The organism is Microcystis aeruginosa NIES-843 (assembly GCF_000010625.1).
Taxonomy (GTDB): Bacteria; Cyanobacteriota; Cyanobacteriia; order Cyanobacteriales; family Microcystaceae; genus Microcystis; species Microcystis aeruginosa.
Window position 1 is genome coordinate 3,057,351 of record NC_010296.1, and the last position, 13,971, is coordinate 3,071,321.

General features: G+C 42.3%; 10 protein-coding genes and 2 pseudogenes. 8 read left to right on the top strand and 4 right to left on the bottom strand.

Annotated features, from left to right (window positions below; genetic code table 11):
* The first annotated feature begins 56 nt into the window (after positions 1-56).
* The 6 genes from MAE_RS32300 to MAE_RS14515 all read left to right on the top strand — a co-directional run bounded on the left by MAE_RS32300 (position 57) and on the right by MAE_RS14515 (position 6,612).
* Positions 57-536: an IS607 family transposase gene (locus MAE_RS32300; protein ID WP_197533156.1), complete on the top strand. Its 480-nt coding sequence runs from the start codon at positions 57-59 to the stop codon at positions 534-536.
* Positions 499-1,701: an RNA-guided endonuclease InsQ/TnpB family protein gene (locus MAE_RS14495; RefSeq protein ID WP_422730597.1), complete on the top strand. Its 1,203-nt coding sequence runs from the start codon at positions 499-501 to the stop codon at positions 1,699-1,701. The genes MAE_RS32300 and MAE_RS14495 overlap by 38 nt, the downstream gene beginning before the upstream one ends.
* Positions 1,702-1,742: 41 nt before the next feature.
* Entirely contained in the window at positions 1,743-3,179 is a 1,437-nt protein-coding gene (locus tag MAE_RS14500) for a circularly permuted type 2 ATP-grasp protein (protein ID WP_041804777.1), read from the top strand.
* A gap of 114 nt (positions 3,180-3,293) precedes the next feature.
* Positions 3,294-4,295 carry an alpha-E domain-containing protein gene (locus MAE_RS14505; protein WP_012266262.1) on the top strand — a complete coding sequence of 334 codons (1,002 nt, stop codon included), beginning with the start codon at positions 3,294-3,296 and terminating at the stop codon, positions 4,293-4,295.
* On the top strand, positions 4,295-5,161 hold the full coding sequence (locus MAE_RS14510) for a transglutaminase family protein (protein ID WP_012266263.1): 867 nt from the start codon (positions 4,295-4,297) through the stop codon (positions 5,159-5,161). Before MAE_RS14505 ends, MAE_RS14510 begins: the two co-directional genes overlap by 1 nt.
* Positions 5,162-5,403: 242 nt before the next feature.
* Positions 5,404-6,612, top strand: a complete 1,209-nt coding sequence (locus MAE_RS14515) for an RNA-guided endonuclease InsQ/TnpB family protein (RefSeq protein WP_012266264.1) — start codon at positions 5,404-5,406, stop codon at positions 6,610-6,612.
* Positions 6,613-7,057: 445 nt separating this feature from the next.
* Here the strand turns inward: MAE_RS14515 and MAE_RS14520 are convergent, their stop codons facing one another.
* Entirely contained in the window at positions 7,058-8,230 is a 1,173-nt protein-coding gene (locus MAE_RS14520; RefSeq protein WP_231859619.1) for a pentapeptide repeat-containing protein, read from the bottom strand.
* Between the two features lie 153 nt (positions 8,231-8,383).
* On the opposite strand from MAE_RS14520, the pseudogene MAE_RS14525 reads away from it, so the two are divergent.
* Positions 8,384-9,241, top strand: a pseudogene (locus MAE_RS14525) (IS5-like element ISMae4 family transposase).
* Positions 9,242-9,469: 228 nt separating this feature from the next.
* Here the strand turns inward: MAE_RS14525 and MAE_RS35745 are convergent.
* Positions 9,470-10,429 (bottom strand): annotated as a pseudogene (locus tag MAE_RS35745) (pentapeptide repeat-containing protein); the annotation flags it as partial.
* A gap of 727 nt (positions 10,430-11,156) precedes the next feature.
* Here MAE_RS35745 and MAE_RS14535 point away from each other — a divergent pair.
* On the top strand, positions 11,157-11,594 hold the full coding sequence (locus MAE_RS14535) for a DUF29 domain-containing protein (RefSeq protein ID WP_012266270.1): 438 nt from the start codon (positions 11,157-11,159) through the stop codon (positions 11,592-11,594).
* 211 nt (positions 11,595-11,805) lie between these two features.
* Here the strand turns inward: MAE_RS14535 and MAE_RS14540 are convergent, their stop codons facing one another.
* Together MAE_RS14540 and MAE_RS14545 are read right to left on the bottom strand one after the other, a co-directional pair.
* Positions 11,806-13,149, bottom strand: coding sequence for a TldD/PmbA family protein (locus MAE_RS14540; protein ID WP_012266271.1), 1,344 nt, complete (start codon positions 13,147-13,149; stop codon positions 11,806-11,808).
* 229 nt (positions 13,150-13,378) lie between these two features.
* Positions 13,379-13,969 carry a DUF456 domain-containing protein gene (locus tag MAE_RS14545; RefSeq protein ID WP_041804135.1) on the bottom strand — a complete coding sequence of 197 codons (591 nt, stop codon included), beginning with the start codon at positions 13,967-13,969 and terminating at the stop codon, positions 13,379-13,381.
* Positions 13,970-13,971 lie beyond the last annotated feature (2 nt).

Consider the following 13,971-nt stretch of genomic DNA (forward strand, 5'->3'; position numbering starts at 1 on the left):
CTAGTTACTGATTTGCTCACATTGACCTACATACGCCACTATTTAGGCGAACGTTTGTGACCCTAAGAAAAGCCGTTGAGCTATGGGGATTACATCCCAATACATTAAGAGAATATGCCGATGAAGGGAAAATCAAAAGTATCAAAAACGAAGCAGGGCAACGATTGTACGATGTCCAGTCTTACGTCAATGGTGCAGCTAGAGCTTCCCTTGTTTGCTACTGCCGAGTCAGTTCCATCAAGCAACGAGATGACCTTGAGAGACAAGTCAGCTTTATGCGCGGATTCTATCCAGAGGCAGAAATCATCCAAGACATCGCTAGTGGGTTTAACTTCCCAAGAAAAGGACTTAGAGCCACACTGGACAGATTATTGTGGGGAAATAAACTCACAATTGTTATGTCCACACTGGACAGATTATGCCGATTTAGATTCGAGCTTATACAGTACATGGTCGAACAAAACGGTAGCAAAATCTTGGTTCTCGACCAAACTGTTCATAGTCCCGAATCAGAACTTACAGCAGACTTGTTATAAATACTTCACATCTTCTCTTGCCGAATGCCCGGACTCAGGAAGTACGCTCAAAAAATCAAAGAAAGTGCGGATTTATCCAACAACAGAACAGAAGAAACTGATGAAACACTGGTGGGGAGTATCTCGGTTTGTCTTCAACCAAACCATTAAATATCTACAGGAACCAGATAGAAAAGCTAATTGGAAGGCTATCAAGACGGGAATCATTAATGATTTACCAGAATGGGCTAAAGAAGTCCCCTACCAGATTAAATCAATAGCAGTCAAAGACGCTTGTGAAGCCGTTAAAAATGCTCAAAGAAAATATCAAAAAACTGGGGAAATCCAGAAAGTAAAATTCCGTTCCCGTAAAGATAAACAGCAATCCTGTTATATTCCTAAGTCAGCCATTTCAGAAAAAGGAATATATCACACAAAATTAGGGCAAATACGCTTCACCGAATCACTGCCCGACAATTTTGGGGATAGCCGATTAGTATCCAGAAATGGACAATACTATTTAGCTATTCCCCATGAGGTGCAACGATGCGAATCCGATAACCAAGGACGCATTGTCGCCCTAGACCCCGGTGTTAGAGATTTTCTGGCACTATTCTCGCCTAATAGTTTTGGCTCAATCGGGAGTCAGGATATAGGTAAAATCCAACGATTATGCTATCACCTTGATGATTTAATTTCTCGTTCTACCAAAGTTAATGCTAAAACCAGAAACCGTTATCGAAAAGCATCTAATCGACTAAGAAATAAAATCAGGAATTTAGTAGATGAACTTCATCATCAAGTTGCTAGATTCCTAGTTGATAACTTTGATGTGATTCTTTTGCCTACTTTTGAAGTGTCAGAAATGGTTCTAAAAAATAGCAGGAAGATTCGCTCAAAATCTGTTAGACAGATGCTTAACTGGTCTCATTACCGATTTAAGCAATTTCTCAAGCATAAGGCTTTTGAGATGGGTAAATTAGTAATAGACTGCTGTGAAGCCTATACGTCGAAAACAGTTAGCTGGACTGGTGAATTAATACATAACTTAGGTGGAAAAAAAGTCATTAAATCCAAGATTGATGGCAAGACGATGGATAGAGATATTAATGGCGCACGAGGAATTTTTCTTCGTGCTTTGGGAGATACCCCCTCTTTAAGAGACTCTCTTAGAGTGCATTGTTAATGTATGTTAGCAAAAAAGTATCGGTATGGAATGAGGTCAGCGTGCTATTAAATACCTACGATCCCGAAGGCTTCTACGACGAACTATTCTTAGATGATGGTCAACCTCGTCCCCACTCGTCCCCTTTAATCAAATGGTTGCAGAATCTGCCGCCCCGAGAACTTCAACAACACCGGGAAACCGCTCAGTCGGCCCTGTTTGAATTGGGGGTGACTTTCAATGTCTATAGCGACAATCAAGGGGTAGAAAAAATCTTTCCTTTTGATATTATTCCCCGAATTGTCGCAGCTGAGGACTGGGATTATTTAGAAAGAGGCCTGAAACAACGCATCAAAGCCCTCAATCTTTTTCTCTCCGATATCTATAATGACCAGTTAATCATTAAAGATGGCATTATTCCCCCCGAATTAATCGCCTCGGCGACGGGATTTCTGAAACCCTGTGTGGGACTAAAACCCGCCGGAGGTATCTGGTGTCACATCACGGGAACCGATTTAGTCCGCGATAAAGATGGTCAATGGTACGTTTTAGAAGATAATTTGCGGGTTCCTTCCGGTATTTCCTATGTCCTCGAAAATCGTCGGGTAATGAAAAGCACCTTCCCCGATATTTTCCAGACAATGAATGTTAAACCGGTGGATGATTATCCTTCCCATCTGTTGGAAACTCTCCTTAATTTAGCCCCGCCCCAATTGCCTAACCCCACCGTGGTGGTTTTAACCCCCGGAACCTATAATTCTGCCTACTTTGAACATTCTTTTATTGCCCAACAAATGGGGGTAGAATTAGTGGAAGGGCGTGATTTAGTCGTCTTTGATGGTTATCTACAAATGAAAACCACCAAGGGATTAAGACGGGTAGATGTGGTATATCGTCGCCTCGATGATGACTTTTTAGATCCGGCGGTTTTTCGTCCCGATTCGATGTTGGGTGTACCCGGATTATTAAAAGTTTTCCAGGAAGGCCGCGTCGCTTTAGCTAATGCCCCTGGTACGGGAGTCGCCGATGATAAGGTTATTTATGCTTTTGTCCCCGATATGATTCGTTATTATCTGGGAGAAGAAGCGATTTTAAATAACGTTCCTACCTATCTTTGTTGGCGAGAAAAGGACTTAGATTATGTCTTAAATAATCTCGATAAGTTAGTTGTGAAAGCCGCTAATGAGTCGGGAGGTTATGGGATGTTAGTCGGTTCTCAAGCTACCCCCGAACAAAGGGCAGAATTCGCCCCACGCATTGCTGCTAATCCCCGCAATTATATCGCTCAACCGGTGTTAAGTCTTTCTAGAGTTCCCACTTTAATTGACACGGAAGTTGAAGGTCGTCATGTGGATTTACGTCCCTATATTCTCCATCGGGGTGATGAAATTTATGTGCATCCCGGGGGGTTAACTCGCGTGGCTTTGAAAAAGGGTTCTTTAGTGGTTAATTCTTCTCAAGGTGGTGGCAGTAAAGACACTTGGGTTTTAACCAAGTAATCAAGACAATAATCAAAATTTTGCTGGGTTACGGCCAAAATTAAATCATGAGTCGAGTGCATAAATTATTTTCGCCCAATCCACCCTAACCTTTTCACTTTTTCCTGGTTAATTATGCTTAGTAGAGTTGCCGATTCAATTTATTGGTTAAATCGCTATATTGAACGGGCAGAAAATGTCGCCCGGTTTATGGATGTTAACCTTAATTTAATGTTAGATGTACCTACCAGTGTTTTGCAACAGTGGGAACCTTTGGTTTTAACCACGGGAGATTTAGAACAATTCAAGAAACGTTACGGCACAGCCACCGCAGAAAATGTGATCAATTTCTTGACATTTGACACGGAATATAGTAGTTCAATTATCTCTTGTTTGCGCTGGGCGCGAGAAAATGCTCGGTCAGTTCGCGAGATTATTTCTTCGGAAATGTGGGAACAGGTTAATGGTTTTTTCTTAATGGTAAAAGATGCTTCCTCTTACCATCCTCAAACTACTTTACCGAACTTTTTTACCCAAGTTAAATTGGCTAGTCACCGTTTTGCAGGGGTGATGGATGCAACGATGACTCATAATGAAGGTTGGCATTTTGGCGTTATGGGAAGATTACAGGAACGCGCCGATAAAACCGCCAGAATTCTTGATGTTAAATACTATTATCTCTTGCCTTCCGCTCAATGGGTAGGAACTTCTCTAGACCAAATTCAATGGATTGCTTTACTGCGGTCGGTGAGTGCCTACGAAATGTATCGTAAATGTCAACGACGGATTACTCCTAGTGACGTGGCCGAATTTTTAATTCTTAATCGAGAATTTCCTCGTTCAATTCACTTTTGTCTGCGGGAATTAGACCACTGTTTGCATCAAGTTACAGGGACTCCTATAGGAACTTGGGGGAATTCGGTAGAAAGAAGTTTAGGGCGACTTTGTGCCGAAATGAGTTATCTAACTATCGAGGATGTTATTGAAATGGGATTGCATGAATTCCTCGACCATATTCAAAAAAGAGTTAATGATGTGGGAATAAAAATGACAGAAACTTTCTTTGTTTTTAATCCCGAACTTGCCCCACCTCTGCCAGTAAATAACTTTCAATATCAATCCCAATTAACAACTTAATGCGTTATCACATTCGGCATCAAACCAACTATTTCTATAATCAACCCGTGATTTTATCACCCCATCTGCTGCGCTTGCGACCAAAATCCGATGGTGGGCAAACTTTGCGAGAGTTCACACTCAAAATTAACCCAGAACCTTTAACAATAACTAATATTATCGACCTCGATGGCAATTCTTGTTTACAAATTTGGTTTAATCAACCGACGGAAGAATTATTGATTGATGTGGTCAGTGAAGTAGAAACCCATGGGGTTAATCCTTTTCAGTATTTGTTGGAACCTTGGGCGACCTGTTTACCCTTTGATTATCCCATTTCTCTCCACAGTCAATTACAACCCTACAGACAATTTTATGGGTTAGCTAATGACCCCGATGTGGCAGCATTAGCCCAAGAAGTTATGCAGGAAACCGAGGGACAGGTGCTATCTTTCCTGTTTAATCTTAATGACAAAATTTACCGCAATTGTCAGCAAATTATTCGTCTTAACGGGGAACCCTATCTACCCGGAAACACTTGGAAAAATAAGCAGGGTTCCTGTCGCGATTTTGTGGTTTTATTTATGGATGTGTGTCGCTGTGTGGGATTAGCTTCCCGTTTTGTCAGTGGCTATCAAGAAGGAGATTTAGACCAAGGAGAAAGACATTTACACGCTTGGGTAGAGGTGTACTTGCCGGGGGGCGGCTGGAAAGGCTATGATCCTACCCATGGATTAGCGGTGAGTGACCGTCATATTAGCCTCGTTTCTAGCCCAATTCCCCGTTATTGCGCGCCGGTAGAGGGAAATGCTCGACCGGTTAATCTCGGTCATCAAGTGATAGAATCTCAGCTATCATCGACAATTTCCATCGATTTGTTATCTTGAGGATGATTCTTTATGGCTAAAGGATTTGGCACAGCAACAAAAGGACATTTAGGCTATGTTTTATCTTGAATGTCGGGGTGAAGACCCTCGCTTTTAGCGACGGGATGAAACCCCGACCAGTATAAAACAGCGAAGCACGACATTTCGACAGGCTCAATGTAAAAGCTCAATGTTCACTAAAATCTTGACAATCCGATGCTCTACAGGTTAACTTAAAATAAGTTGTTTGAGGTCGATAAACAATGATTGTCTTAGAAATGAAAGCCGTGGTTAAACCAAGTCAGTGTTCTGCCATTGATGAAGCTATTCGTACAGTACAATTCATCCGTAATAAGGCTTTAAGGCTTTGGATGGATGCCAAGAGAGAAGACAAAATCGATAAATATTCTCTCAATAAATATTGTGCAGTTCTCGCTAAACAGTTCAAGTTTGTCGATACTCTAAATTCTACTGCTAGACAAGCATCGGCCGAACGAGCTTGGTCAGCTATTGCTCGTTTCTATGACAATTGTAAGAAAAAGGTTAAAGGTAAAAAGGGTTATCCCAAGTTTCAGAAAAATAATCGTTCTGTGGAATATAAAAACTCCGGATGGAAATTATCGGAGGATAGAAAGAAAATCACTTTCACAGATAAGAAAAACATTGGCACGGTTAAACTAAAAGGAACCAGAGACCTAAACTTTTATCCTATTGACCAAATTAAACGAGTTAGGATTGTTAAACGAGCAGATGGTTATTATGTCCAATTCTGTCTCAGCGTTGATATTCGGGAATATGCGAAACCGCTAGAACCGACTAAAAGATGTGTGGGATTGGATGTAGGTTTAAAAGTTTTCTACGCTAATAGTGATGGGGAAACGGTAGAAATACCGCAATACTATCAACCGGCAGAAAAAAGATTAAACCGACTGAATCGGAAGAAATCTAAAAAGTTTAGAAAAGGTCAACCCCAATCAAACAACTACCAAAAAGCTAGAAAGAGATATGCTAGAAAGCATTTAAGAGTAAGTAGGCAACGTAAAGGCTTTGTCGAAAAAGAGGCATTGCGCGTCATTAAATCTAACGATTTCATCGCTTACGAAAACTTAAATATTCAAGGCATGGTAAAAAACTCTAGACTAGCTAAATCTATCAATGATGTGGCTTGGTCAACTTTCCGACAATGGTTAGAATATTTTGGTTTTAAATATGGTAAGGCTACAGTAGCAGTAGCCCCCCATAACACGAGTCAAAATTGCTCTAATTGTGGTCAAAAAGTCCCTAAATCTCTATCTACAAGAACCCATATTTGTCCTGACTGTGGCTATGTAGAAGATAGAGATATTAACGCCGCTATCAATATTCTCAAAAAGGGACTAAGTACCGTGGGACACACGGAAACTAATACGCTTGGGGAGAGATTCCCTCTGGTTTGGTTGGATACGTCCTGCCAGATTAAGGAAACTCAGTGAACCAAGAATCCCTCGCTTAAGCGCGATGGGAGTGTCAATGTTGTGTCCTACTGCTAATACCTAGGGTCTGCTGAAAAAGTTTTTCCTGGGGGTAGGAGTCAGGAGTCAGGAGTCAGTAGCCAGTCGTTTCAGGCTTTGTTGCCCTTGTTTTTTGTACCAAGCGATGTACTACAAGAAGGATAATGCAAGGTTTTTGAAAGTCCCAATCCTATTTTCTTGCACTAACATCGGACTTTAACAGGTCAAAAGCCTTATTTTAAAAGGGTTTTACCATTATTCAGCAAGCCCTACCTATGCGGCTAATTATAGTTTAGATGGGGAAGGAGACAAGTTTATTGGGGTTACTAATAGGTTAGAAATGGCGCAAGTTTGGACTAAAAAAAAGTGCGACAAGTCGATGCTATAGCCCTAACTAGGACTGCGCTAAAGCGCAACTACAAACCTATCAGAAGCCTAATGTTTTCAAAATTATCGGTAAGGCTGTTTGACAGGCTTGGGCAAGTTTGCTGGCAGGTTCCAAAGCTTTAGCAATTGTTTCGAGAAAATTAACCGCTCGTTGGGCTTTCTTTTGCAGTCCGGCATCATCAGGATTTTGACTAGCTTGGGCAATCTTTTTCACTTGATTGGCGGCTTCGGCTTTTTCTTCTTCATCTAAATGGCTGTCAATTTCAATCGCCTGGGTTAGTTCTTGCAGTAAGGCTTTAAGTTGGGCATTTTCTGGGGAAGCATCGGCTGCAATTTGGTTAATGGTATTGGTTACATCGCCGATGATTTCGCCGAAATTGACGGCGGAATTATTAATATCGCGGATGGTGATATTTGGAGAACTGTCGTTACTGTGGCTCATGGCTTTTGCCTCTACATGGATGGGACGGTTGGCGAGGGTTTTGGTAATTTCCATCATATCAACACTTTGTTGGCGATAGATGGCAATTTCTGTCTCTTTGGCGGTGAGTTGTGCCTTATATTGGGCTTCGATGGCTGCGAGTTGTAGTTGATAATTTTGGTTAAATTCTTGGTGAATTTTCTCTTTATCAGTATCGGGCGAGACTTGGACTTTTACCACTATCACGCCATCTCCTTTATTGGCAATGCTCTGTATCTGAAGCGGCGTATCTTCATTCTGCACTTGTACTTCTTTTAAGGCGGCGATGAAAGCTTTCCAATCTACCCCATTGCGGAAAATGAGGTCAACAGTGTCGAACATTTCGGCAAATAATTTAGTAAATTCGCCGGGTTGAAATTCGCCACTACTGGGGCGGAGCTCTTTTTGCCCATTAAGCAGATAAATGTACTGGCAGTCCACCTCATCCAGTTGGGTGGTGGCATCAATATTCCAATTTTCCACGCAAGCACCCGTCAGGGTAGCATGGCGCAAATCGGCATTGACGGCGTTGACTTCGGTGAGGTTTGCCCCCGCAAGGTTGGCGTATTGCAAGCTGGCTTCACTGATATCGGCGAGGCGCAAGTTGGCAGCTTGCAGGTTTGCCCCCTCCAGATATGCCCCCCGTAAATTGGCTTGGGCAAAGTCTTTTCCGCTTCCGGTGCGGGAATCAATCAGAAATTCCCTAACCCGGGGATTGGCTAATAAGGTATTGCCGGGGCGGGCTAATTCCAATTTAATTGCTTGTTTAAAAATTGTTTTATTAGACCTCTTGCATAATTTTTTTATGGTATAATATAAGGTTTTGCTTTTTTCTCAATTCTTAGATTGAAGTGGAAAAAAGAATAAAATGTGATCTTAGGTCAGGAAATCATCTATAATTTTGCTATGTTTATTAGCAAAATTATGGATTATCAAAACTGATCAGATGAACAATTCAAACGCCGTTTCGGTGTGTATAAACAAACCTATAGAAAGATGGTAGAATCAGTAAAAAGTGTTGAAGCCGACTCTAATTCACCATCTAAAAGGGGACCGAAACCTAAACTATCTATAGAAGAACAAGTTTTAGTAACGTTAGAATATTGGCGAGAATATAGAACATATTTTCACATTGGTACAAGCTGGGAACTATCAGAATCAACTATATGTCGGATTGTAAATAAGACGGAAAAAATGCTTTTACAATCGGGAAACTTCCGTTTAAAAGGAAAAAAAGCTTTACTCAATCAAGCAGAGATACCGGTCATAACGGTAATGGATGTAACGGAAACTCCCATTGAACGCCCCCAAAAGAAACAGAAAGATTTTTTGGGGGGTAAAAGAGGTTATCATACTTTAAAATCCCAATTAGTAGCTGATCAAAATACAAAGGAAATTATCTGTGTCTTTTGTGGGAAAGGTAGAGGTCATGATTTTAGTTTATTTAAAAAAAGTCGAGTTCGTTTTCATCCTTTAACTACCAGCATAGAAGACAGTGGTTATCAGGGAATAGCTGCATACCATAGTAATAGTTATACACCGAAAAAGAAATCGAAAAATAGAAAATTAACAGAGTTAGAAAAAGAGTATAACAAGGCTTTAGCCAAAGAAAGGATTATCATTGAACCTATAAATAGGAAACTCAAAATCTTTAAAATCTTATCCTGTAAATATCGGAATCGTCGTCGAAGATATAGTTTAAGAGTTAACTTGTTGGCGGCTATTTATAACTGTGAGTTAGGGATAGGTATAGCAGCTTCTTAAAAGTTGCCTAAAGATTAATCAAGTCAAGGAGAATTTATTCTCAATTTTTATAATTGAGATAGTTTGTGCCGCTTAAATAAAGAGGTTTTGATAACCAAATTAAAGCAGCTCTAAAGAGTTTTGAGTTAAAAGTTAAACTTCAAGTTTTCATTCAGGACAAATGTACTGATTAACTAATTTTTTGGGGAAAATTAGTTAACCCATCATTATAACATATAATTAATTTGCAAGAGTTCTATTCAAGATTGCCTGATTAAAATTGGTACTTTTTAAGGTGGCTCCTGTAAAATCCGCCTCGGTTAAATTGGCTTGAAAAAAGGAGGTGCCACCAATGGCAGCAAAGGCTATCACAATTTTACGCAACCAAGGATCGCGGTGTTCTTGTTTAAGGGTCAGCCAACCGAGCCAACAGAAAAATAATGTCAAGGCTACGGCTACGGCTCCGGCTACGGCTCCGGCTCCGGCTAGGGCTACGGCTCCGGCTCCGGCTCCGGCTCCGGCTCCGGCTAGGGCTACGGCTCCGGCTCCGGCTAGGGCTACGGCTACGGCTCCGGCTACGGCTCCGGCTACGGCTACGGCTACGGCTCCGGCTACGGCTACGGCTACGGCTAGGGCTACGGCTAGGGCTACGGCTCCGGCTACGGCTCCGGCTACGGCTAGGGCTACGGCTCCGGCTACGGCTACGGCTCCGGCTCCGGCTACGGCTCCGGCTACGGCTACGGCTCCGGCTCCGGCTCCGGCTACGGCTCCGGCTCCGGCTCCGGCTACGGCTAGGGCTACGGCTACGGCTACGGCTCCGGCCAAAATATTTTTACGCCAAGTGACAGCGCAAAAACAGATGAGAAGAATTAAGATTGACCAACGAATAACTTGGTTTTGTGTACTGGATGAATCAAAAATTAAGCCCACCAGATAACCAGCCATGGTGGAGAAATAACTCGAAAACAGAATTAACACCAAAGCCAACCCCAGCAAAATCACCAGCCACCGCTTCGGCAATCCCGCCTTCGCCCCAGCAAACTTCGTCCCCGTCAAATTCGCCCGACTAAAATTTGCCCCGCGTATATCACAACCACTGAAATCCGCCCCCGCTAAGTCCGCACTGCGAAAGTTACCGCCTCGCAAGGATTCCCCCCGGAAATCCCGCCGCCCGTTTTTGTACTGTTCAATAACTGCCGCTGCCTTCATCGCCTACGAAATTGCCATACTATGCCCTCAATCTTACTACAATTTAGAAAGCGGGTTTCCTGAGAGAATCCGATTGATACTCCCACCCCAGTGCTTCGGGATTCTTGGTTCAACGAGTCCACGTTCAAAAACCTGGCATTTTTATGGGCAATCGCGTCAGGTTCCACACCTCACGTTCTAGAATATATCTGGATTTCTCCCATAGATATCTAGTACAATAGCCGAAAACCCTTATCTATCAATGGATACACCCATTAACCTTTCTTAATCTACTCATGTTTAGGGTAATATTTCTTAATAGACGGGGATAGATTATATTTGCTAGAATTTCCTGACCGTAATTATCCTGTGCAAGAAAAGTAGATTTATTCAACCAGCCCTAGATAGAGAGCCATTTAAGTAGGGAGGCACAATTATTTGTAGGATGGGTTAGCGGTAGCGTAACATGAGCAGGCGTTGGGTTTCATGCTTCAACCCAACCTACGTTCATCTTATATTTAATTCCACCCACCCACTTAAGTAATTTTCTATGGAGAGTTAAATTATAAACCTCTTGCATAATTAATTTTTCAGGGTTCAAAAACGGCAAAAATAAGGATTAAATTGCATAAAATATGTAAATAGACCATTTAATGAATTATTATTCATTCTTAATTCTCCTGACTCCTGACTACTGGCTACTGACTCCTAACCCCAACAACAATTTTTGATTTTTACAAGAGGTCTTATGTCGTCAACTGCCTACGAAACTGATTATAATCAATGGCTAAAAGAGACGGTAAAACAGTTACGAGAGCGCAATTTTGAGCAGGTAGATTGGGATAATTTAATTGAAGAAATCGAGAGTATGGGGAAAAGTGATAGACGAGCTTTAATGAGTCTGTTAACCCGTCTTATCGAACATCTTTTAAAGCTGGCTTATTGGCAAGAAGAAAAAAAACGGTCAGGTAATCATTGGGCGGCAGAAATAGTCAATTTTCGCGCCCAAATTCAGCATCGTTTAGAAGATAGTCCCAGCTTACGGTCAGAATTAGCAGCCATGTATGATAAAGTTTATCCAGTGGCGATTAAATCGGTTTCTCAGCTTTTTTCCCTCAATTCAGACGCTCATATATCCCTCGAACAAACATTAGATGATAATTGGTTTCCCCCGGCTGAAAAATAGTTCTTAATTAGGAGTAATACTAAATCCGTTGAGTATAGGCTACTTATGAGTATAGGCAAAAGACAAAAGGGAGAATAAATAATCAGTCTTTAATAACCAGATTTAGTGTAATTTGCATAGTCAACAGCTTACCCACGACTATAAAATTAGCATCCATCTGGCGGGGGGTATTACCCTAGTTAATACCCCCTATTTTTGGTCAGGTATAGTGTTAAGCTTCTCCTGTGATTGATAAACCCTCTACCCAAACGTAGGGACAAACACCACTAGGAGTAATAACTGCTTCCGGTTCCAGATAAACAATCGATTTCAGCAGTGTTAAAATATCCCCAGCTACGGTAGCGGAATCGATGCTAACGCGCTCATTTTTGTTCACTAACCAACCATCAAAGGGCAAAGAGAAGGAACCTTGTAGAGAATTAACTCCTGCATGAAGTGCCTGTAAACTATCAATTAAAACCACATTTTCTGCTGTTTCCAAAGAATAGCTCTTTGGTTGATTAGCACTAGCAAAAACGTGATAAAAATGGGGACTAACCGTTACTTTTGACCCAATGTTACCGTTGCCAGTCGGTTCCGTATTCATCCGTTTAGCGGTAATCGTGCTATGGAGAAAATTACTCAAAATCCCCTCTTTAATTAATTCCACACGACGGGTGGGAGTGCCTTCACTATCAAAAGTTTCTGCGGCAACATTAGCCGGATGGAGGGAATCATCGCACAAATTTAAGGCAGTAGCAGCGATTTGTGTTCCCAAAGATTCAGGAGTAGAAAGACTCTGTTTATCAAGGACATTTTGGGCATTAAACAGATTAGAAAATGCTCCCATTAGACTCAAAAAGGCCCGGGGGGCAAAAACCACTAAATATTTACCCGTGGTAATCGGTTGATAGTCCAGATGGCTAACAGTTTTGGTAATCGCTTCCTCGATGCAACCATCGATATCTAATTTTTCCAGGCCTGGACTAACCCGAAAAGCACCAGCGCTGCGGGGTTTTTTGCCTTCCTGTTCGGTTTTGGTGTATAAATACACGCTGGCATAACTACGCGCTTCCTGACGCATTGCCCCGTCGCTATTGAGATAAAAACGTCTGACCTGCTGTTGTCCCAAACCGTTATAGGGAACACTGGCAATAGCCGGATGGGCCGCTAGTAAGGATTTTTCGGCGGCTAATAACTTATCGACGAGAGTGGATACAGGTGCTTGATTAGACATTTCGCTGGCCACTTCTGTGGTAGGTGCGGTGGCGGCAGGACTAAAATCGGGGACATTTTCCTTAACGCCAAAAAAGCTGGCTTCTTGGGCGGTTTTTAGGGCTAATTGCAGTCCCACCGGGTCCACATCGGTGGTCGAGGTGACACCGACTTGATTATCCCGATTCCAGACGCGAACGATAACGCTGGAACGATTGGAAGCTTGTACCTGTTTGGGTTCCCCTTGAAACACATCCACATCGGTTTCATCCACAGAGGAACCATAGATGTCGTATTTAGCAATTCCTAAAGCTTGGGCGCTAGAATTAGCGATTTGGGCGATATCTTCAACTTTTGGCATAGATTTTTTTTGGTGTTGGAGGATTTTTCAGTTATCAGTAAACAGTAATCAGTAATCAGTGAAAAGAAAGCTCAGAACTTGCCACTTAACAGTGTCCACTGAAAACTCAAATCTGATAACTGATAGCGGTCAGCCGTAAGCTGGATAAGTAGGGAGGCACAATTATTTGTAGGATGGGTTAGCGGTAGCGTAAACCATGCGGGCGTTGGGTTTCATGCTTCAACCCAACCTACGTTCTGAAAACTGATAACTGATAACTGATAACTGATAACTGATAACTGATAACTGAAGAGAGATTGGGCCAAGTGGTGACAATAAAGACGATAACGGCAGCCGTGGCCAGCATAGCTTTGGCAACGTGACCGATAACCGTGCCGACGACGATACCGACACAGACTTTTAGGGATTGTTGCAAACGGGGAGTTAATTCCAAATCGCGACGATAGGCGTATTCTCCCAAAAAAGCCCCCACCACAGGACCGACAAATAAGCCGATAATCGGTCCGCCAATGGGTAAAGCGGGTAAAAGCCCGAATATTCCCGCTAATAAACCCACTACTAGACCGATTTGACTCCAATTGCTCGCCCCAACTTTTTGGGCGCCGAGATAACTAGCGAGGAATTCCACCCCCAGACTGAGGAGAAGGACAACAAAGGCCACGGTTAAAGCGACCCCCATCCCCGCAAATTTGGTGACAAAACCCCACACCAGCATGGCGATTAAAATCAAACTCATGCCGGGGACAGCGGGCAGCAGTTCGCCAATTATCCCCACTATCATGATGGCAATGAGGAAATAGTAGAGAATTACTAAAGTCATGA

Coding starts and splice junctions, on each gene's coding strand:
- MAE_RS14505 (WP_012266262.1), top strand. CDS start 3,294: ATGCTTAGTAGAGTTGCCGATTCAATTTATTGGTTAAATCGCTATATT.
- MAE_RS14510 (WP_012266263.1), top strand. CDS start 4,295: ATGCGTTATCACATTCGGCATCAAACCAACTATTTCTATAATCAACCC.
- MAE_RS14515 (WP_012266264.1), top strand. CDS start 5,404: ATGATTGTCTTAGAAATGAAAGCCGTGGTTAAACCAAGTCAGTGTTCT.
- MAE_RS14535 (WP_012266270.1), top strand. CDS start 11,157: ATGTCGTCAACTGCCTACGAAACTGATTATAATCAATGGCTAAAAGAG.
- MAE_RS14540 (WP_012266271.1), bottom strand. CDS start 13,149: ATGCCAAAAGTTGAAGATATCGCCCAAATCGCTAATTCTAGCGCCCAA.
- MAE_RS14545 (WP_041804135.1), bottom strand. CDS start 13,969: ATGACTTTAGTAATTCTCTACTATTTCCTCATTGCCATCATGATAGTG.